This window comes from Microcoleus sp. F4-D5 (genome assembly GCF_036704885.1).
In the GTDB taxonomy this organism is placed as follows: domain Bacteria; phylum Cyanobacteriota; class Cyanobacteriia; order Cyanobacteriales; family Microcoleaceae; genus Microcoleus.
Window position 1 is genome coordinate 1 of record NZ_JAUBSX010000064.1, and the last position, 19,899, is coordinate 19,899.

Consider the following 19,899-nt stretch of genomic DNA (forward strand, 5'->3'; position numbering starts at 1 on the left):
TGTCATTGGTTTTCTCACAGGATGGTCTTGGATCTTACATTCTTTATCTCTAGCACATCTTTAGAAAAATGGTATAATCATTGCCAAGTTACAGCGGTTTCGGCTTTGATAGGATTCAATAGCAGCAATTAAGTTTATCAATTTCTTAAATGTTGAGAATTCATTAAGTTAAGGGCAAGTGCACTTATTGTATCAATCTGGACGTGGTAGTTGCAGCAAAACCCCGGAAAAAAGATTTGAATTGTGACACCAAAATTTAATTTGTAGAAAAATCGGGAGAGTATGGGGATAAACAAATAACACTCGCATCGACAGGTTCAATCCTTCGCACAATTAATACTATTCTATGGGTGGTACTTTTTTAATAACTACTATCGGTATTGGTCATAATCGAGTACATAAAAGGTGTGAATAAATATGAATAGTCCGGCTTAATTGAATTATTGATGGTTATTAATTACAGCAGTTTGTTAAAAATAATTATGTCGTGAATGGATGCAGTTATAATTTATGAAAACAGCCATATATTGCCGTCATACTCACCCAATTTTCGGTCTTATGTGCAAAGAATAATAATTCACATAACTGCACCTAGGTGGCATCTTGACGATCGGCTACCAGTGCTTGGCTTCTGCTTCTGTATTTTTTAGATCCCTAAATTGCGGCTTTCCTCTGTGTTTCGGCTCGAAACTTCCCTCGGTTTGTTGTTGCTGGTGCCTATTGGCGACGCTGCATGGAGGGCGATCGTTAAAAACCCCTATCGCCCCATGAGGGAATAGCTTTTTGTATAATGCACTCTTGACACAGACGATCAAACTTGTACGCCCTATAGTTAAAAATGAAACAAAACAACCAATAACGTGCTAATGCCAATAAAATCAAAAAATGGATTCAAGCAACCTCAGATGTTGAAAAATCTCGATTTGCTCTACCAATCACCAGGCTGACGAGTATCAAAAGTCTGTGCGTTGATGAAGTTGCTGCAGAAAAGTTTGCGCTTTACATAGCTCAACGAATAAAGCTGCAGATGAATCAGGCTACTTGTCCCGAACACTTCATCAGTGAAGAATGGGAACAGCAAAAACAGTTAGTGAATGAAGCAATCACGCTCATGCAAATTTACTTAGAAAATCCCACTTACGAAAGCCGACAATCTATCAGAAACTTGTTGAAAGAAATTGATGGATTGCAAGGGGATGACTACCGCAATTTCAGGTGGACAACAGTACGCTTTGTGCGCAGTGGAGATTTACTCAAGCTAGAGTATGCGCTGCGCTGTTTCGTAGAGCCAGATTTTCCCTATTGGGCTTACAAACTAGCTGCCGAATATGTAGCACGTTATACCTTGCATTCTGGTTCAGGTATCGTTGGTGAATCTATCCCTTTGTTGTTAGAAGTGGCAGAATTTTGGTGTCAGTATTATTTCAATCAAAGTTTGAGTGAAAAATTTGATGATGAGGGCTTACCCTGTGTTCGGCCCAACTAATGAGAATGTCCCGTATTTACTGCATCTGTTTTTAGGGATTCTTAACAAACCCAGCAATTTTAGCGATCGCACTTTTTGAAACTTCAGGAAACACTGCACAAAGAGGTGATTCAATTGGCAGTAACGTACAACGCCCTGCATTGCGCTTTTGTTGCTCGTACCCTCTGTCAAATGGAAGAGCGATCGCACTTTTTACAACAGCAGCAGGAGATAAGAAATAACTAAAACTAAAATCTGTGTTTTCAAAAACCGGGACTACCTAAAATCTCATATCACGTGAAAAAGGAACAACTACAACTGCGCCATCTCCGCGTATATCTGTTGTAGGATATCTAGTTTTAATAGACTTTTTGACATCCTGCCAAAGTGCAGACAAACCCATATCAGCATACTTATGGATAAGTCCCGCTCTAGTGGAGACAAGTTCTAAACAATTAATTAAGATGGCTCCGGTATCCAACCAGCGACGAGCGTTCATACACAATGCGGACTGACAAGTTGAGGCACATTAGAGGCAACGTCGGAATTTTATTGGTTGGCTAGGTAAACTATAAATATAGTAATCCCAATTTTTAGAGGACTGGAAAATGGATGCAATTACTGACCTGCCGGGGTATCGCATAACAGAACAACTCTATGCAGGATCTCGCACTCTAGTCTATCGGGGTGTTCGGGAGAGCGATCGCACTCCAGTCGTCATCAAACTGCTGCGGAACGAATACCCCAGCTTCAGCGAACTGGTGCAATTCCGCAACCAGTACACCATCGCCAAAAATCTACGTCTACCTGGAGTGGTTGAACCCCTCGATTTAGCACCTTACAAAAACGCCTATGCTTTGATAATGGAGGACTTTGGAGGAGTTTCCCTGTCTACTTATCTTCCGGGAGCAACTGATAAAAACCAACCCGATAAATCTCTATCTTTAGAAAACTTTCTCAACCTAGCCAGAGACCTAGCAAATATTCTCCACTCTCTCTACCAAAACCGAGTTATTCATAAAGATATCAAACCAGCCAATATTCTGATTAACCCATATAGCAAACAAATTAAACTCATTGACTTCAGTATTTCTTCCCTGCTGCCGAGAGAAACCCAAGAAATCCAGAACCCCAACACCCTCGAAGGAACCTTAGCTTATCTTTCCCCAGAAAAGACAGGAAGAATGAATCGAGCAATTGACTATCGGAGTGACTTTTATTCCCTGGGTGTTACCTTCTATGAATTGTTGACAACACAGTTACCCTTCGAGTCAGACGACCCAATAGAATTAGTGCATTGTCATCTAGCTAAACAGCCAACTCCGGTACATGAAATCAACCAAGAAGTCCCCCTAATTTTATCCCAAATTGTTAGTAAACTGATGGCAAAGAATGCGGAAGATCGCTATCAGAGTGCATTAGGACTGAAACACGATTTAGAAATTTGTCTGGCTCAATTACAAAACACGGGTAACATTGAGACGTTTGCATTGGGGACGCGGGATATGACAGATCATTTCCTCATCCCTGAAAAACTCTACGGCAGAGAAAATGAAGTTGAAACCTTATTAGCAGCCTTTGAACGAGTCAGCAGGGGCAGCACCGAAATGATGCTAGTATCCGGTTACTCTGGCATTGGTAAATCCGCCTTAGTACAAGAAGTTTATAAACCAATTACTAAAGCCAGAGGTTATTTTATTGCCGGGAAATTCGACCAATTTCAACGAAATATCCCTTACGCGGCGGTTGTCAAAGCCTTTCAATCATTAGTCAAGCAACTCTTAACAGAAAGCGAAAATCAACTCAATACCTGGAAACAAAAAATATTAGCTGCGGTTGGCGCTAACAGTCAAATCATTGTAGATGTCATTCCGGAAGTAGAATTAATCATTGGCCACCAGCCCGCCGTACAAGAATTAGGCGCTACCGAAGCACAAAACCGCTTTAATTTAGTATTTCAAAAATTCATCCGCGTGTTTTGTTCAGTTGACTATCCCTTAGTCATCTTTCTCGACGATTTACAATGGGCTGATGCCGCTACATTGAAATTGCTACAACTAATGATAGCAGATGAGCAAACGAACTATCTATTTCTAATTGGTGCTTATCGAGACAACGAAGTCAGCCCATCTCATCCTTTAATGATGACTTTGGATGAGCTGCAAAATCAAGGTGCAAGAATCCAGCGAATTACTTTAGCTCCCTTACAACTGCACCAGATAAGTAACTTAATTAGTGATACCGTGCGTCAAGACCAAAAATCAGCCCTCCCCCTAGCCGAGTTAGTGGTCAGTAAAACCCAAGGCAATCCTTTTTTTGTCAATCAGTTTCTCAAAACACTCTATCAAGAAAACCTGCTCAAATTCAATATTCAAGAAAGAAACTGGGATTGGAATATTTCAGAAATAGAATCAGTAGGGATTACTGATAACGTCATTGAATTGATGCTGGGCAAATTGAAAAAACTGCCAGAATCAACTCAGCAAGTTTTGCGTTTGGCTGCTTGCGTGGGTAATAGTTTTGACTTAAACACTCTGTCAATTATTAATGAGAAATCTTGGGGAGCCACGTTTCAAGAACTATTGCCAGCCATCCAAGAGGGATTAATCTTAACTACTTCTGAGTTAGGTGCTACCGAATCAGAAATAATTAACTCAGACTTGGTAATTACTACTTATAAATTTTTGCACGACCGCGTGCAGCAGTCAGGTTACGCTTTGATTGACTCACAACTGCAAACAGCAATTCACCTACAAATTGGTCGTCTGTTACTGGCAAATATCTCTCCCGAGCAACGAGCCGAAAGAATTTTTGAAATTACCGATCATTTGAATTCGGGTCGGAATTTAATCATTGATGAGCACGAGAAAATTGAACTAGCTATTTTAAATTTAACAGCCGCTCGCAAAGCCAAAGATGCAACGGCTTATGCTGCTGCCAGAGATTACTTAAAAATCGGTCGAGAAATTTTACCGGGCGATATTTGGCAAGAATCCTACGAACTAGCTTTTACCTTTCATAAGGAGCTGGCAGAGGCAGAATATTTAAACGGCAATTTTGAAGAATCAGAAGCTTTAATAGACGTGGCATTTGCCCGGGCAAAATCTGAGCTAGAAAAAGCCGAAATCTACAACATTTTGATCGTGCAGTACACTCTGTTGAGTAAATATGAAGCAGCAGTGCAATCGGGATTAAAAGCCCTTCACTTGCTGGGCATAGATTTGGCTGAAGATAATTTAAGCGAGGCGGTTAATGCGGAAATGGCTGCTGCTACAGCCTACTTGGCAAACCAAGAAATTGCTTCATTAATTAATGCCGAAAAGATGAAAGATCCTGCTCAACAAATGGCAATGAAATTATTGGGCAACATGGGGCCGCTAACGTTCTTTTCCTCTCAAGAACTGTGGAAGTTGACTGTGATCAAAGCGATTAACCTTTCTCTCAAGTACGGTTTTGTAGCGGGAGGGTCTTACTGCTATTCGTGTTATGGAATTATCCTGAATTCAATTTTAGGGGATTACCAATCTGCTTATGAGTTTGGCAGACTCGCTCTGACTCTGAGCGAAAATTCAAATAACTTGTCTCAAAATTGCCAAGATAGTGTGATATTTGCTAATTACTTAAACTGCTGGGTGAGGCCGCTCAAAACTACGGCGGAAATTAATAACGAAGGTTATAAAGTTGGCTTGCAATCGGGTAATTTGCAATGGACGGGTTATAACCGGATGTTTCAAACTATTACCTATTTTTTCCAGGGCATGAATTTGAATAATCTCTTGGAAGATATTGGCAAGTCGCTCCATTTCTGCGAGCGCACTAAAAATTTCTGGGCGATTGATATTATTATTGCTAATAAGTGGGCAATTTTGAATTTGATGGGAGAAGAGGATGAAGTTAGCGAAAAACAGCATTTAGAAAATTTTCATGAGCGTAAAAGTATGGCAGCGCTGTGCGAGTTTTATGTTTTAAAAGCGCAGAATCTTTATCTTGACGAACAGTACAGTGAGGCGCTAGAAGCATCCGAACGCGGGGCAGAGCTGATCGATTATTTGATGGGTCATATTTCTAGTGCTCACCATTATTTTTACCGTTGTCTGATTTTAACGGCTCTGTATTCCGAGGTTTCTGAATCGGAGCGAAAAGATTACTGGCAGCAATTAGAAGCTAATCAGAAACAAATCAAAGTTTGGGCGGATAACTGCTCGGAAAGTTTTGCACATAAATTCTTGCTAGTGGCGGCAGAAATGGCGAGAATTTCAGGTCGAGATTTGGAGGCGATGGATTTGTACGATCGCGCGATCGCCCAGGCCAGAGAGGGTGATTTTATTCAGAATGAAGCGCTGGCGGCGTTTCTTGCTGCTAAGTTCTGGTTGGGGAAAGATCGAGAAGAATTTGCCCAAATCTACTTGACTAAAGCTCACTATGGCTACCAATATTGGGGTGCTAAACGTCAAGTTGAGTATTTAGAGGAAAAGTATCCTCAATTAATAGCGAGAACTTCAGGGAAGACAACTACTCAAACAAAAGTTAACCGAACAACGACGGCGACTACTGGCAACAATTTGGGAGAGACGCTAGATTTAGCTACGGTGATGAAAGCTTCTTTCGCGATTTCGGGTGAAATAGTTTTGAGTAGGTTGCTGGAAAGGTTGATGAAAATTGCGATCGAGAATGCGGGGGCGCAGAAGGGTTTTTTGATTTTAGAAAAAGCGGGAAACTGGGCGATAGAGGCGGAAGGTTCGGTGCAGGAGGATGAGGTTAGCGTGCTGCAATCGCTTCCTCTCAATCCGATAGCAGCTTCTGGGGGAACTCCTTTGCTGGCTTGTGCGATCGCCAATTATGTGATTCGCACTCAGGAAAATGTGGTTTTAAATAATGCCGCTCTAGAGGGACAATTTACCCGCGATCCTTATATTGCAGATACTCAACCGAAATCTATTCTTTGCACTCCTCTGCTGCACCAAGGTAAGCTGACTGGCCTTCTTTATTTGGAAAATAACCTGATTGAAGGGGCTTTTACTACCGATCGGCTTGAGTTGTTAAAACTTTTATCTTCCCAAATTGCTATTTCTATTGAGAATGCTCAACTTTACGATCGATTAGGGGACTACTCGCGAACGCTGGAACGTAAGGTTATAGAAAGAACCCAAGAACTGCAACAGGAAATTGCTGTCAGAATGCAGACAGAAGTAGCCTTGGGCAAGTCTGAGGAAAAGTTTTCTAAAGCCTTTCGTTCCAGTCCTAACCCGATCGCGATCGCCCGGTTTGCAGATGGACGCTACATCGAAGTGAACGACAGTTTCCTCAGCACTTTTAGTTGCTCTCGCGAAGAGGTAATTGGTTTTACACCAATTGAGTTGAATCTTTGGGTTAATTTAGAAGAATTTGACAGATACAGACAGCAATTGCAAGAATCAGGAGTGCTTCGCAATCAGGAATTTGATTTTCGTACTGCCGCAGGCGAGGTAAGGAAGATGCTGGTATCAGCAGATATTATTGATCTGGGTGGAGAAGCCTGTATTCTCTTAGTCACTAACGACATTACCGAACGTCAAAGGGTAGAAGAAGCGCTCAAAGAAAGCGAGGCTAAATACCGTGACTTAGTTGAAACATCGCAGGATATGATTTGGTCAATTGATGTTGAAGGACGTTATACATTCGTCAACGCTGCCGTCCAACAGATTTTTGGCTACAGCCCTGAACAAATGATCGGGCGAAAATTCAGTGATTTTCAGCTACCTGAACAACTTCCCAAAGATAACGAGATATTCCAACGTATGCTGAATGGAGAGTCCGTATTTCAGTATGAAACTATACAATTAGCTAAAGATAGTAGACCTATCAATCTCCGGTTTAATTCACTTGTAGTGCGGGATTGCGAGGGAAATATTCTAGGAATAACTGGCACAGCAAGCGATATTACGGAAAGTAAAAAAGCAGAGGCAGCCTTACAACAAGCCAAAGAAGTTGCAGATGCGGCTAACCAGGCTAAAAGCGAATTTTTATCTAAAATGAGTCACGAATTGCGAACTCCCCTCAATGCAATTCTCGGCTTTACCCAAGTGTTAGCCCGAGACTCATCCCTTTCTGACGTACAGCAGGGACAGCTAGGCATCATTAGTCGTTCTGGCGAGCATTTGCTGGCACTGATTAATGACGTGCTGGAAATGTCTAAAATCGAGGCAGGTCGGATTACCTTAAATCCTACTACCTTTGACCTGTATTATTTGCTCTATTCTCTCGAAGAAATGCTGAAAATTAAAGCTGATTCTAAAGGTTTACAGCTCTGTTGGCACATCAATTATAACATTCCTCAGTATGTAAAAACTGACGAAAGTAAATTGCGTCAAGTCTTGATTAATCTGTTAGGAAATGCGATCAAGTTTACTGCGAAGGGAAGTGTAACGCTCCGGGTTGCAGCAATTAATGCGAAACAAAAGTCCCCCACAGACAACGAACTGCGGAGTATTAGGTTTGAAGTGGAAGACACCGGTCACGGCATTGATCCTACTGAGGTAGATTCTTTATTTGAGGCTTTTGTACAAACTGAGGCGGGTCGGAAATCTCAAGAAGGAACTGGCTTGGGTTTACCCATCAGCCGACAATTCGTACAACTGATGGGAGGAGACATTACCGTCAGCAGTACCTTGAATCGAGGAACTATTTTTAGTTTTGATATCCAAATTAGCTCCCCTAAGATGGCTGAAGTTCAACCTCGACAATCAAGAAGGCGGGTAATTGGTTTACAACCCAACCAACCCTCATATCGCATCTTGGTGGTTGATGATAAATGGGAAAGCCGTTTGCTATTGGTTCATCTTCTCGAACCGCTTGGCTTGGAGGTGCGCGAAGCAGTAAATGGTCAAGAAGCTATTAGAATCTGGGAAACTTGGAAACCTCACCTAATTTGGATGGATATGCAAATGCCTGTGATAGACGGGTATGAGGCCACCAGACAAATTAAAGCCAGAATTCAAGATGAGGCTACCCCGATTGTTGCGTTGACTGCTAGCGCTTTTGAGGAGGAGCGAGCCATTGTTTTATCATCAGGCTGTGACGATTTTGTGAGCAAGCCTTTTCAAGAAGAAGTTATTTTTGCCAAAATGGCTGAACATTTAGGGGTACAGTATATTTATGAAGATTTACCGAACTTTACATTATCTCAGCTTGAGGGTCAAGACTTGAGTGTAAAAGAAGGAGAAAAAACTGAATTTTTGAGGACGACTTTAGCGGCAATGCCTGCGGACTGGGTGAGACAGTTACATCATGGAGCTATTGATGCTGATGCCGACCTGATTTTAAGTTTAGTCGCCACAATCCCCGAATATAATAATTCTTTCGCGGAGACCATCGCTGATTGGGCTAACAACTTTCGTTTTGATAAAATTACTAACTTAACTGAAGAAATGATTCCATGAGAAGTCATCACTTAAAATCTTATTTAGCAAATCTTTTAGTGGTTGACGATACCCCAGACAATCTGCGTCTTTTATCCACTATGCTGAGCAACAAAGGTTATAAAGTTCGGGGCGTAATAAACGGGGAGATGGCATTAAAAGCAGCGCGTTCTACCCCACCCGATTTGATTTTGCTCGACATCACGATGCCCCAGATGAACGGCTACGAAGTTTGCCAACATTTAAAAGCGGATGCCAGAACTTCGAGTATTCCAGTTATTTTCTTGAGCGCCCTAGATCGAGTGTTGGATAAAGTCAAAGCATTTGCTGTAGGAGGAGTGGACTACATCACCAAGCCATTTCATTTAGAAGAAGTTTTAGCTCGTGTCGAAAATCAACTAACTATTCAGCGTTTGCAAAAAAAATTGCACGAACAAAATGCGCGATTGCAGGAGTCCGAGGCTAAAGAGCGGGAGAAATCCCAACAACTAGAGCTGGCTCTACAACAGTTACAAAATGCACAAGCTCAACTCATCCAAAGCGAGAAAATGTCAAGTTTGGGGAATGTCGTAGCGGGGGTAGCTCACGAAATTAACAATCCGATTAGTTTCATTAAAGGGAACCTCTGCCCTGTAACAGAGTACACTCAAGATTTGCTGAGGCTGGTGCAACTCTACGCAGAAGATTTCCCCAATCCCACAGCCGCTATCCAGGAACAACTTGAGGCGATGGATCTCACTTTTCTCAAGAATGACTTGCCGAAGCTAATTGCTTCTATGAGCGTAGGAGCTGACCGAATCGAAGAAATAGTGCACTCGCTGCGGAATTTTTCCAGACTCGATGAAGCTGAGTTAAAAGCGGTGGATATCCATGAAGGACTTGAAAGTACGCTGATGATTTTGCAGCATCGGCTGAAAGATGAAGCAGATCAAACGATAATTAAAGTGGTAAAAGAGTATGAGCCTCTGCCAAAGATAGAATGCTACGCGGGGCAAATGAATCAGGTTTTTATGAACGTCCTGACTAATGCGATTGATGCGCTACAATCAGAAAAAAGTACGGCAAACGATGTAGATGATAGCAGCCCAATCCCTACTATTACTATTTGTACGAAGTTACTTTCCGACTGGCAAGTAGGTATTTATATTACTGATAATGGGCCGGGCATAACCGAAGATATTCAACAACGCATATTTGAGCCATTTTTTACAACGAAAGAAGTGGGTCAAGGAAAGGGTTTGGGGTTATCGATTAGCTATGCTATTGTAGTGGAAAACCACGGCGGGCAACTCCGTTGTCTTTCGGTACCAGATCGAGGGGCGACATTGGAAATCGAAATTCCGATTCACCACTCTAAAAAACATTTTTCTAAAGAAGATTTGACAGGGTTATAACAACGATGTATTATTGACCGCAATTTAAAGAAGTTGCTTTTTACAGCACGACGATATCGGCTAATAACAATTTAGCTGATATTTATTATCCTAAATCATCAGCTCTTAATTCGGGCACTGACTCTTTCCCGATCGCACTTTGATTGCAAGGTGCGCTTTTAGATAAATCATTTTATTCAGATTACGCTAGCCTCGTGGCGCGGTATGGCTTTGTGGTAGTCGTTCCGAACAATTTGCGCCCTTTGCCCTTCAATCCCACTTCACCCCCTAACTTGGTGTCAGAAACTTCGCAAATTGCGGCGGTTTTGTCCCAAATGGCGATCGAAAACATCCAGCCCACATCTCCGATTGCGTTTGTTGTCGATACGCAGCGCCTTGGTTTATTAGGTCATTCTTTTGGTGGTGCAGTAGGTGATCGACGATCGCTAATAAATGTCTCACATCTTTGTTGTGGTGTCAAAATCCACTTACGCGCCAGAAAGAACAGTTAGCGGGTGCATTTTTTGGAGCTAACCTGCGGAATCCAATTGCTAATGAATGTGTCTCTATCGTTAATGATGGCATTGCAGTGGCGTTGATTCAATGCGAGAGCGAGCCGAACGCACCTTCGATAATATTCCAGCACCGGTCACAGCTTTGATTGATGTTATGGGTGCAAATCACTTCGGCATGATGTTAATAACCGGGTTGTTTTCGCCCCTGTGCGGTCTACAACCCGTCTTTTTGTAAAAAAAACCCGGTTTCTCAACAATCGTGCCTCAGTCCTAATTAAATCCAGCCGTTGGGATTTAAACGATCGCCCGTTGGAACGCGCTATTTTTGCGGGCAAATATGCTTAAAGATCGAGCTGCATTTGATTGTATTTACTCTCAAGGTGACGCCCTGGATCTGAATCTCCGTGTTACCACCGTTGCAGTTCCAGAAGCATCTTCTAACGCACCTTCGGCCTTTTGACTGTCACATTCAGATCTTGTTGACCAAGCCATGAGGCTTGCATCAATTTTGAGGAAATTCCAAGTCAACAGTCACTACTTGTTGAGAATTGGTTTAAGAGGAGGCGGTTTTTCATATGAATGCCTGAAACTATTACACAGCAAGAGGTTCATAGTTGTGAATGCGAAAATTATCACGGTGTGACACTTGAAGGGCACAAGGTGAGTTCTCACTGTTCCACGGCTGCATAGGTTTCAATGTTGTGACTTCGATCGCTTGTAACACGGACTTGGTTCACCGAATATTTTCAGTATTATCACGGAAAACAACCAGCAGCATCACTTGCTCTTAAGGGAAACCAGGAGATGATTAAGGTGTCGAGTTCAAAGCAATACCATGTCTCCAGTCAACCTTCTCCCCGGCGCTATCAACGAATTAATCGCCACTGTCACCGATACTCACCGCCTCACTAAAGCTGACCGCTACGGCATGATGGCTGCCATCCTCGATGAGTCCATCAGCGAAGAAGAACGCGGTTCGCTCGATCGCCTGATTCGCTCCCTAGTCAAAGGTCGGATTCAAGTCAGTGATGAACTCTCCATCGTCTCGTAAACAGAAAGTTGGTTGAGAACTCGACACTCTACAACAGCTTTCCGTTGGGAAAGTTTGGACAAGTCACTGATATAGCGATCGCCCTGTACAAGAATAGTTTTTTGTATAATGCACTTTTGACACAGGCGATTAACGTTCGCAACTTTACCAACATCATGACAGATAGCATCCAGCATCTCATCGAGCCGCACATTCAAGATTTGGGTGGATTCCAAGCCCGCCGCCTGCTTCCTTCAGACGTTGTAGCGCTAGTAGGCCCGTTCATCTTTTTTGACCATCTCGGCCCTGCGGTGTTTCCACCCGGTCGGGGCGTCGATGTCAGGCCGCACCCGCACATCAACTTAGCAACCGTCACCTACCTGTTTGAAGGGGTTTTGCTGCACCGCGATAGTGTCGGCAGCGTTCAAGAAATCCGTCCCGGTGCGGTGAATTGGATGACGGCAGGGCGAGGGATTGTCCACTCTGAACGCACGCCTGACGATGAGCGCAGCAAAGAAGCCATCCTGCACGGCATCCAAACCTGGATAGCACTTCCCGATGAATACGAAGAAACCGACCCCTGGTTTCGCCATCATCCGGCAAGTGAGCTGCCTGCATGGGAGGATGCAGGAGTTTCGTTCACCCTAATTGCGGGTGATGCCTACGGTCGCACTTCCCCAGTTCAAATATTTTCACCCATGATTTATCTGGACGTGCAACTGACTCCTGGAACAGAATTTACCGTACCGGGCCATTACAGCGAACAGGCGGTTTACAGCGTAACAGAGGGACTTCTGATCGATCGAGTGCCTCTGGAACAACATCGGTTAGCAGTTCTAAATTCAGGGACTGAAGTAAACATTTCTGCTTCAGGGCAAGCTCGCTGTATTGTAGTTGGCGGTGAACCTGTTGGTGAGCGCTATAAGTGGTGGAATTTTGTTTCGAGCCGGCACTCGCGCATTGAGCAAGCTAAACTCGATTGGAAAGAGGGAAGGTTTGGTCAGGTGCCTCAAGAGACAGAATTTATCCCGCTGCCAGAAGAGCCGCCTTTTAAGGCGGAACAGCCGTTGTGAATAGCTCCAGCCATCTAATCCCACAAGTTAGAAGTGCTGCAAGCGTTATACAGTCGCCTAGAGAGATATAATTAGACAAATAATAGGTAGTGATAAATATGTAGTGATTAGATATTTATTGGCTCAAAACATAGTTGTAATTATGGATAAAATACCAAATAGCACCAATATGGTTTTCTAACTTTTTAGAAAATGAAATAGTCTTTCTTGCGCTCCGAGAAACACGTTGGCGTCAAGTATTATTAAATCTTTCAATGTGATTAGTTTCCACTGTCTTTACCAACTGGCTGATGGCGTAGCGAAGGAAAAATACAAGCATATGCAGCCGAAAAATCTGTATAGCAAACAGCACATTGTCGATCTACAGGAGGTAGAGAATTCGATAATTGTTTTGCTCCTTCTTCGCTACGATCGCCAATATAAACACCAATAATTTCTCTTGTTTCTCTATCCATTGCGGCGCCACACCCATTGCTTATTTTCTTGGCAATCTACAAATGACCGCAGTTCCTCACATTCAACATTCAATCTGACTTTTTTTTAGGTGTAACCTTTACTATGCGTTCGATTGAGGCATATTTATTATTTACGTAATCCTGTAACCATTGTTGAGAAACACCCGTGCTTCTAGCTATACCAGCCAAAGAAATATTCTCCCAAAAAAGTCTAGCGATTAAATCTTTTATTGGTGAGCTAATTATTTTGTTAGTCGGATTTTCGACAAATTGGCGACCGCAACTTTGACATTTTTCTGATGGTTTTTTATTATGAATTGCTACCATTTTTAACTGTGCGATTTGAGCCACAATCAGGGCAATTTGGTCGTAAAAATAGCAGATTACATGACTAAACTAATGTTGGCAGATATCAAGGATTCCAGTAATAGTCACTTATGATAGCATAAGTGTAACTAAATCTACATGCGAGCGCCTAAAGAAATATTAAAATAAAAAAAATTGATTGTGTGAGTTATAAAATTATTCTATGTATTCAATTACTGTAATTAAATTACACTAGATATTTATTACTACCACCTAATTTTCTATCGTGCTATTGAGGAAGGTATTGAAGTTTTGCGAGTCGTCAGCGGTTATCGGGATTTACGGGTTCTATTCTCACAATCTGATGAGGATCGATCGTGTGAGTGAGTAACCATGAAGGATTGGAAGGTGAAGAGCTTCAATATCGGGTAAGCTGTGTTGCATCTAGATTGCCTATGGTATTAGAGAGGGAGAGGGGGAGAAGGGGAGAGGGGGCATTGGTAACAAGTTAAGCTAAAAAAGCATTTGTCAATCAGCAATTATGCTCGATATTTACTCGGATTTTGGGCTCAAAACTGAGATTTAGGCGATCGTGCGATCGTGCCGAGGGTGATACTTATACCTACTCCCTCTCAAATCGTAAATTTTCCACTCCTAAAACAGCAGTTTTTGTGAGTAATATTACTGATTGACAAATGCAATTAAGTCTTAACTTGTCACCAATGGAGAGGGGGAGAGGATTTGACGATTTTTGATCGGGACTAGAAATATACAATTTAAATGCACAACAGGGTAGCAGCGTGCCAGCTTGATACCAAATTAATCTCGCAATCCCCGGCGCAACCAAGCATCTGCCCAAATTGTATCCGCCTCTGACAGTGCTGGTATGACTTCCCAGTTGCGATAATCTATCTTGAGGTCATAACTTGCTATGTCGTAAATTTGAGTGAATAATTCCTGCAAATTGATTGCAGGTTCAGTGTCACCCGATCGCAGCGGCAGAGAAAAGGCAGGCATCGCGTTTTGCACGTTAAAAGCGTACAAATCTGCTCTGGGACGGCGATTTCCCCGACACACCAAAATGCTATAGTGACTTTCAACATTATTGCCAATAACTGGCATTTTTCGACCGCGCTGCAATAAATATATTTCAATTAAATGAGTGCGGACACCTAAAATTTTTTCTCGCTTTTCCTCGTACATTTGCCGCCCTTTGCCAGTTCGCTTATTCGTAGGGGGGAGGATTTCAATAACTGTAATTAATTCTTCGTTTCCCCTTTCTCTAATTTCTAAATATCCTTCCCGGACCTAGTATGGCATGGGAATATTTACTGTCAAAGGTTGTGTTGGTGGCGCTGCGGCTGCGTTTGATGTTATTAATTCAGTTGCAGTTTGTGGCTGGATTACCTTTACGTCAGGAATGCCAATTGACAAATCATCATCAGCGGTTTCAGAGATTCTCACTTCCAACGAGACTAAATACTTAGGACGCAGTTGGGGAGACAAAAATCTAAAAATTTCACTAAAATTAACAAGTGATGTAGGGCAGGCCAAAAGTCGGGATGCTCTAAATACGGGTCCATCCCGGGAAAGGGAGATGGCATTGATGTGACTCATTGACTCAAGTCTATTTACAGTTTAGCAACATTTTTTTGTGAAAATTCGGTCGATCGCACTTCCGGTAAAATAGAATAATTCCTATTTGTGGAAATGGCGATTCCCTACGGGATAGCTCCGCACGCGCGTACTTTTCAACAATTAAACTTCGACCGGCAATTGTGTTTGAATTGGAACGCTGTTTTCATTTAACACGGACACCGCATTTACGAACACAATTGTATGCGGGACTGCCGACATTAAGCGGCAGTGCATTTAGGTAAGATTCGGCATCGGGGCGGCGGGCCAAACGGGCGACTGTTAATCCCTGACAGTTGGGGGGGTGGCGAATTAGATGCCAAGGTTGAAGTCGATCGCGATATGTCGATTGTTTTGGTATCATAAGAAAATCCTTCCCACTTTTGTGGGTGGTGAATGAAAGGCGATCGCTCTAGATTTCTCGGGTCCGAGGGCGATCGCTGTTAACTATCTTTATTAAAAGATATGAGCATAGCTGCTGTCAAGCATAAATGGGATTAATTCGATTGCGAGTTCGAGAACTCGCTGAGGAGAAGGGTTGGACGCTGAAAGAAGTCTCTGACAGAACGGGAATTCCCTACAGCACGGTTAAAAAATACGCCCAAGCCCCCAAAATGGCAACGGTGGACTATACGGCTTTGCAGAAACTTGCTGAAGTCTTCGATGTAATGGTGGAAGACTTGGTTGAGGTTTTGGAACGGTAAACTGATTTGTTAGCGGGAAATGGGGTTAATTCGGTTGCGGGTTCAAGAACTAGCCCAAGAAAAGGGTTGGACGTTGAAAGAAATTTCTGAGCGATCGGGAATTCCTGACAGTACGGTTAGAAGCTATGCCCATTCTCCCAAACTGGCAACTGTAGATTATACGGCTCTGAACAAATTGGCTCGCGTGTTTGATATTGCGATCGAAGATTTAATTGAGATTTTGGAAGAGTAGGCTAATTTATCGTTCGTTAACAGTTGTGTACCGAAAAGTTGACCCAGACGGCACCCCACCAGACAGCTTTTTTTGTAAGTTATGCTGCGAAATATCGTGATTAATATCTGTCAATCTAGTAAATAATAACTGCGACAAGTATTTGGGAAAAATCTGAAAATCTCTAATCGCTAGTCAGTCTAATTGGAGATTTTTTTGACCGAGGATATCGTTAATAAATGAACTGTTTGAAAGTATTGAAATATCCACCGCCAGGTCGGTCGTTCGGTTAATTGACCTAATTGATTTTTCAATTTCCCCTGTGACTGGATGAGGCGGGAGCGTAAATGTCTTTGTGCTCAGGTATAAACCAACAGACATCTACCCATAATTCAAGCCAGAGATTCTTTTGTTTCACTCGATTTGAGAAACACGCTATGTGTAAAGAATAAGGGGTCTTTGAGAAAACTCAACCCTCTTTCAGCAGATTGCTGTTGTTTGTATTTTGTCGGGTCTAATTCGTCGCTATCGAGTACATTTGTGGCGAGAATAAATCGTCCGGATTGTTTGAGTTCTCTCGCTACTGCCCGATCGTCCAGTTCTATGGACGCCTGTAGTTTGTACCCGGGCTTGTCTGATTTTTTCTTCACACTGGTCAAGCTGGTGGCGTGAATATTCATTAGTTTGTGGTACTTAAATTTACTAGAGAGTTGTATTGCTGCCTCGATCGCATCCAGCTCACACGCAAATTTTTGCAATGATAATTGCCTGAGCTTTTGTCGAGCTTCTTGCTCTAATTTTTGTATTTCTTTCTCGATGCGACGCAACTCCGCTTGACGGCGCACAGCGCTTTCTACTACTCACCATTTTTGCGGGATTCCCGCGTAGTCGCTGTGTTGTTGCGACCGTCGATATCCTGGTACGTTGCTGTCTGCAAATTCTGCTTCTGTTAGTTGACTTATCAGGTTTTTGGCTGGTTTTACTCCTAATGGTACTCGACTTAACTCTGTGAATTTTTTGAGGATTTCTAAGTTGTTTGCTGTAGACAAAGCGCTATCTGCTACCAAGAGGGAGTCGATGTTCTGTTGTTGTTTGAATGAGGATAAAATTTGGACAAATACTGCTGAATCTGTTGGATTTACGTCGGCTACGAAAGAGAAATAATGGTACGTCTCTATCTCCACTACAAATTAAATCTCTAATGTATTGCTTTAAGTCGGGTCGGCGGTCGCGAGAGAATCTGTAAGTAATATGTATTGGTAATGGGGCCTCCTGATGATTGATGCTTGAAACCTCGTTAATGCTCGAATTGATTGGCAGACCAAGTAACGAGCTTTCGCCGCTAGCTGCATAATGTTTGTATTCTCCATGCAGGTGGAATGAACTTGAATCGAGATGTGCTTTATTTTAGCATACATCAAATTTGACTGCTGCTGCGAGCGCAATTGCTGTAAAAGTTTGACTCAATCCGGTGACATACAGCTTGTCTAATACTCTACCTCAACGGTCGTTATTTATGTGCTCTGGTTTAATTCCTTTGCCGATTAAGTGTTCTGTTGGTTGGCCTTTAAAAATTTTTGAAAATCAATATAACGGTGCTGATACTAAACCTAATCCCTTGAGAATTATGGCGAAAGACTGCATGACCGGGACTGACTATTTCTCCTGGTTGACAGCCTACTAGCTGATTGATTTTTTCTACCCTGTTTTCTCTGAGCGATTATGCCAGCAACTCAACCCAGGTGGTCGAGATGCAAGAACTATTATTTCCGGTAGTTTTTTCATCGGATTGAGGCAACGGATTGGGATAACGGATTGGCAAGTATGTTGTTTGCACTCCGCTCGTGCTACTTGAGCGCCATCCTACTTTTTCCCTATTATTTTACTCTCGATCGCACGCCGGAGGAGAACGGTTGGCTGCAAGCTTATTGCTGATGGTCTTTGATGTTACTCGTATCTTGACGGACGATTGTTTCAGCATTTTTACTTAAACTGTTTGCTTGCCCCAGCCACGACTCCCGGACGAAAGCCCACCCGCACCCCATGTGACAGTACCGGGTGCCGAATGTGGGTTGTAAAAGGAATATTTGCCACCCAAAAATCACTCCCGTTCAATAGTCGTCATAAATTCCTTCGTCTTCGGGTGCATAGCATTTCAAAAAAGCGTTGTGGCTGCGAGTATTAGCTAGGTCAATTAAATAGTCTTCTCCGTCTAGTAGCGAGCGATTGAGAGGCGGTGTTTCTGTTGGCGAAGGGCTAGATTCTGAACTCAGGCTAAACTGCTTTGTCAGTTGTGATTGGTACAATAGGAATTGCACAAAATTGAGCACTTCCTATTGTTTTGATCTCGACCGAAGTCGCAATTTTTCTGACACGGCTTTTTCGATATTATTAATAGTTGGCTTCATGGGATTTTTAACCTTCAGCTTTGTTAGATTTCTGCGTTACCTACATATATTATCACGACTCTCAAAGGTGAGATATTTCCTGATTCTAGCCAGTCCAAAAATCTAACCGACAAAAGTTCCTCACCTCTGTAGGTTTAATCGTTAGAGGTGGGCTGTTTTTTCCTGCCAAACAAACCCGACATACTTAAACCAGTCACTAACAAGCCTATCATTCCCAAGCCGTTTAAAATCGGGTAAATGGCTTGCAGGTGAAAGATTTCACCTGTATGAATTTTTAACAAAAATCTAGATGAAATTTCTATACCCAGCGGCCACTCTCGGACAAGAGTTATGACCATTCCAGTCAAGACAGTCAGCGCGATCGGCAAAGCAACAATAAGGCCTAGAATGCGGTGGTACTTGCGAAATGCTCTCTTCATAGTGGTTGAAAGTTTGGGAATACTGAGGTTATATAAGGAGCGAGCGTTGAGTGCTTGTTTCTGAGTAACTGCGATCGCAGAACTCACAAAGGACTTACGCCCTCCGACGCACAGAAACCGCATATTTTAACTTTTATTCAAGGTTTGAACCAATTACGGGGGTTAAAAAACTCGGTTTCTGCATCTGAGACTTGAGAATCAAGCACTCACCACTGAAATTTAGGAATTAGGAATGCTACCGATTGTCTTTTCAAGCGACTGCAATTGAGTCAGCACTTGGTCTTTACTTGGCTGAGACTTTTTGAGTTCATCCGTCACTTTTTCGGCTGTTTCTTCAACTGCATCGTAGCTTTTGGGATCTTTAGCTTTGATGGCGTCTTCAACCTTCTTCCAGGAATTCTCGAATGTGCCAAATTCCGTTTTGGCTTTGGCAAAGTTTCCAGCCTGAACTGCTGCTTTGGTACTGGAAACCACACCACTCAATTCTGCATAGTTTCCCTGGGATGCTGCTTTCTCAGTTTTAACAGCAGTAGCAGCAGGAACCGGGGCGGCGGGTGAAGTTTGCGGAGTGGAAGCTTCCTTAGCGCTGTCGCAACCAGCCAAAGCTATAAGGCTGATGGCGCTAAGGACAAGGATTTGATTAAAACGAGCCATACAACATCCTCACATAGATGGATACTAAAATCTATTGTGTCACAAAGAAATCAGATCGGTGGGAATAAATCAACATCCTGCGGGATAGTAAATTTTGAAGCTGGAAGTCTGCTGATAGTTGGGAAAGTTTCGCAGGTTTGGGTTGAGGGAGGAAGCGCCACTAGATGATGGTTTGCCACTGTTGGCCTGAATCTAGTGCAACCCAAGCTAGTGACTGCCCTCTTGTGTGTTTTATGTTCAGAAAGCTAATTCGG

The 19,899-nt window shown here is 42.8% G+C and carries 16 protein-coding genes and 2 pseudogenes; 10 read left to right on the forward strand and 8 right to left on the reverse strand.

Annotated elements, in window-relative coordinates; translation table 11 throughout:
* Positions 1–1,027 precede the first annotated feature (1,027 nt).
* The 7 genes from QUA80_RS24400 (at position 1,028) to QUA80_RS24430 (ending at position 12,853) form a co-directional block, all read left to right on the forward strand.
* Positions 1,028–1,486, forward strand: coding sequence for a hypothetical protein (locus tag QUA80_RS24400; protein ID WP_333427598.1), 459 nt, complete (start codon positions 1,028–1,030; stop codon positions 1,484–1,486).
* 75 nt (positions 1,487–1,561) lie between these two features.
* Positions 1,562–1,711, forward strand: a complete 150-nt coding sequence (locus QUA80_RS24405; protein ID WP_333427599.1) for a hypothetical protein — start codon at positions 1,562–1,564, stop codon at positions 1,709–1,711.
* Between the two features lie 362 nt (positions 1,712–2,073).
* A complete protein-coding gene (locus tag QUA80_RS24410) occupies positions 2,074–8,883 on the forward strand; it encodes an AAA family ATPase (RefSeq protein WP_333427600.1) in 6,810 nt (2,269 codons plus the stop codon).
* Complete coding sequence (locus QUA80_RS24415) at positions 8,880–10,256, forward strand: response regulator (protein WP_333427601.1); 1,377 nt, start codon at positions 8,880–8,882, stop codon at positions 10,254–10,256. The genes QUA80_RS24410 and QUA80_RS24415 overlap by 4 nt, the downstream gene beginning before the upstream one ends.
* 194 nt (positions 10,257–10,450) lie before the next feature.
* On the forward strand, positions 10,451–10,747 hold the full coding sequence (locus QUA80_RS24420; RefSeq protein ID WP_333427602.1) for a hypothetical protein: 297 nt from the start codon (positions 10,451–10,453) through the stop codon (positions 10,745–10,747).
* A gap of 838 nt (positions 10,748–11,585) precedes the next feature.
* Positions 11,586–11,801 (forward strand): hypothetical protein, encoded by a 216-nt coding sequence (locus tag QUA80_RS24425; RefSeq protein WP_172190416.1) that lies wholly within the window; start codon positions 11,586–11,588, stop codon positions 11,799–11,801.
* Between the two features lie 8 nt (positions 11,802–11,809).
* Entirely contained in the window at positions 11,810–12,853 is a 1,044-nt protein-coding gene (locus QUA80_RS24430) for a pirin family protein (protein WP_333427603.1), read from the forward strand.
* 115 nt (positions 12,854–12,968) lie between these two features.
* On the opposite strand, the pseudogene QUA80_RS24435 reads toward QUA80_RS24430, so the two are convergent.
* The 3 genes and pseudogenes from QUA80_RS24435 to QUA80_RS24445 all read right to left on the reverse strand — a co-directional run bounded on the left by QUA80_RS24435 (position 12,969) and on the right by QUA80_RS24445 (position 15,613).
* Positions 12,969–13,690 (reverse strand): annotated as a pseudogene (locus QUA80_RS24435) (IS1 family transposase).
* Positions 13,691–14,433: 743 nt separating this feature from the next.
* Positions 14,434–15,218, reverse strand: a pseudogene (locus QUA80_RS24440) (DUF4058 family protein).
* A gap of 197 nt (positions 15,219–15,415) precedes the next feature.
* A complete protein-coding gene (locus QUA80_RS24445; protein WP_333427604.1) occupies positions 15,416–15,613 on the reverse strand; it encodes a hypothetical protein in 198 nt (65 codons plus the stop codon).
* Between the two features lie 127 nt (positions 15,614–15,740).
* On the opposite strand from QUA80_RS24445, the gene QUA80_RS24450 reads away from it, so the two are divergent.
* Both QUA80_RS24450 and QUA80_RS24455 read left to right on the forward strand, forming a co-directional pair.
* Positions 15,741–15,953, forward strand: a complete 213-nt coding sequence (locus QUA80_RS24450) for a helix-turn-helix domain-containing protein (protein ID WP_194063647.1) — start codon at positions 15,741–15,743, stop codon at positions 15,951–15,953.
* 19 nt (positions 15,954–15,972) lie between these two features.
* Positions 15,973–16,185: a helix-turn-helix transcriptional regulator gene (locus QUA80_RS24455; RefSeq protein WP_333427605.1), complete on the forward strand. Its 213-nt coding sequence runs from the start codon at positions 15,973–15,975 to the stop codon at positions 16,183–16,185.
* A gap of 371 nt (positions 16,186–16,556) precedes the next feature.
* Here QUA80_RS24455 and QUA80_RS33935 read toward each other — a convergent pair whose 3' ends face one another.
* Together QUA80_RS33935 and QUA80_RS33940 are read right to left on the reverse strand one after the other, a co-directional pair.
* Positions 16,557–17,009 (reverse strand): hypothetical protein, encoded by a 453-nt coding sequence (locus QUA80_RS33935; protein WP_445302288.1) that lies wholly within the window; start codon positions 17,007–17,009, stop codon positions 16,557–16,559.
* Between the two features lie 15 nt (positions 17,010–17,024).
* Positions 17,025–17,213 (reverse strand): hypothetical protein, encoded by a 189-nt coding sequence (locus QUA80_RS33940; protein WP_445302289.1) that lies wholly within the window; start codon positions 17,211–17,213, stop codon positions 17,025–17,027.
* A gap of 467 nt (positions 17,214–17,680) precedes the next feature.
* Between QUA80_RS33940 and QUA80_RS33945 the strand changes: the two genes are divergently transcribed.
* A complete protein-coding gene (locus tag QUA80_RS33945; protein WP_445302290.1) occupies positions 17,681–17,848 on the forward strand; it encodes a hypothetical protein in 168 nt (55 codons plus the stop codon).
* Positions 17,849–18,275: 427 nt separating this feature from the next.
* Here the strand turns inward: QUA80_RS33945 and QUA80_RS24465 are convergent, their stop codons facing one another.
* From QUA80_RS24465 to QUA80_RS24475, 3 genes are all read right to left on the reverse strand, one after another.
* Positions 18,276–18,470, reverse strand: coding sequence for a hypothetical protein (locus tag QUA80_RS24465; RefSeq protein WP_333427606.1), 195 nt, complete (start codon positions 18,468–18,470; stop codon positions 18,276–18,278).
* A 236-nt stretch (positions 18,471–18,706) separates the two neighbouring features.
* On the reverse strand, positions 18,707–19,114 hold the full coding sequence (locus tag QUA80_RS24470) for a hypothetical protein (protein WP_333427607.1): 408 nt from the start codon (positions 19,112–19,114) through the stop codon (positions 18,707–18,709).
* Positions 19,115–19,210: 96 nt separating this feature from the next.
* Entirely contained in the window at positions 19,211–19,645 is a 435-nt protein-coding gene (locus QUA80_RS24475) for a hypothetical protein (RefSeq protein WP_333427608.1), read from the reverse strand.
* Between the last annotated feature and the right edge of the window lie 254 nt (positions 19,646–19,899).

Bases quoted from the DNA above. Each gene is read 5' to 3' on its own strand.
- QUA80_RS24455 (WP_333427605.1), top strand. From the start codon at position 15,973: ATGGGGTTAATTCGGTTGCGGGTTCAAGAACTAGCCCAAGAAAAGGGT.
- QUA80_RS24415 (WP_333427601.1), top strand. From the start codon at position 8,880: ATGAGAAGTCATCACTTAAAATCTTATTTAGCAAATCTTTTAGTGGTT.
- QUA80_RS24410 (WP_333427600.1), top strand. From the start codon at position 2,074: ATGGATGCAATTACTGACCTGCCGGGGTATCGCATAACAGAACAACTC.
- QUA80_RS24450 (WP_194063647.1), top strand. From the start codon at position 15,741: ATGGGATTAATTCGATTGCGAGTTCGAGAACTCGCTGAGGAGAAGGGT.
- QUA80_RS24475 (WP_333427608.1), bottom strand. From the start codon at position 19,645: ATGGCTCGTTTTAATCAAATCCTTGTCCTTAGCGCCATCAGCCTTATA.
- QUA80_RS24425 (WP_172190416.1), top strand. From the start codon at position 11,586: ATGTCTCCAGTCAACCTTCTCCCCGGCGCTATCAACGAATTAATCGCC.
- QUA80_RS24470 (WP_333427607.1), bottom strand. From the start codon at position 19,114: ATGCGGTTTCTGTGCGTCGGAGGGCGTAAGTCCTTTGTGAGTTCTGCG.
- QUA80_RS33945 (WP_445302290.1), top strand. From the start codon at position 17,681: ATGTGCTCTGGTTTAATTCCTTTGCCGATTAAGTGTTCTGTTGGTTGG.
- QUA80_RS24445 (WP_333427604.1), bottom strand. From the start codon at position 15,613: ATGATACCAAAACAATCGACATATCGCGATCGACTTCAACCTTGGCAT.
- QUA80_RS24400 (WP_333427598.1), top strand. From the start codon at position 1,028: ATGAATCAGGCTACTTGTCCCGAACACTTCATCAGTGAAGAATGGGAA.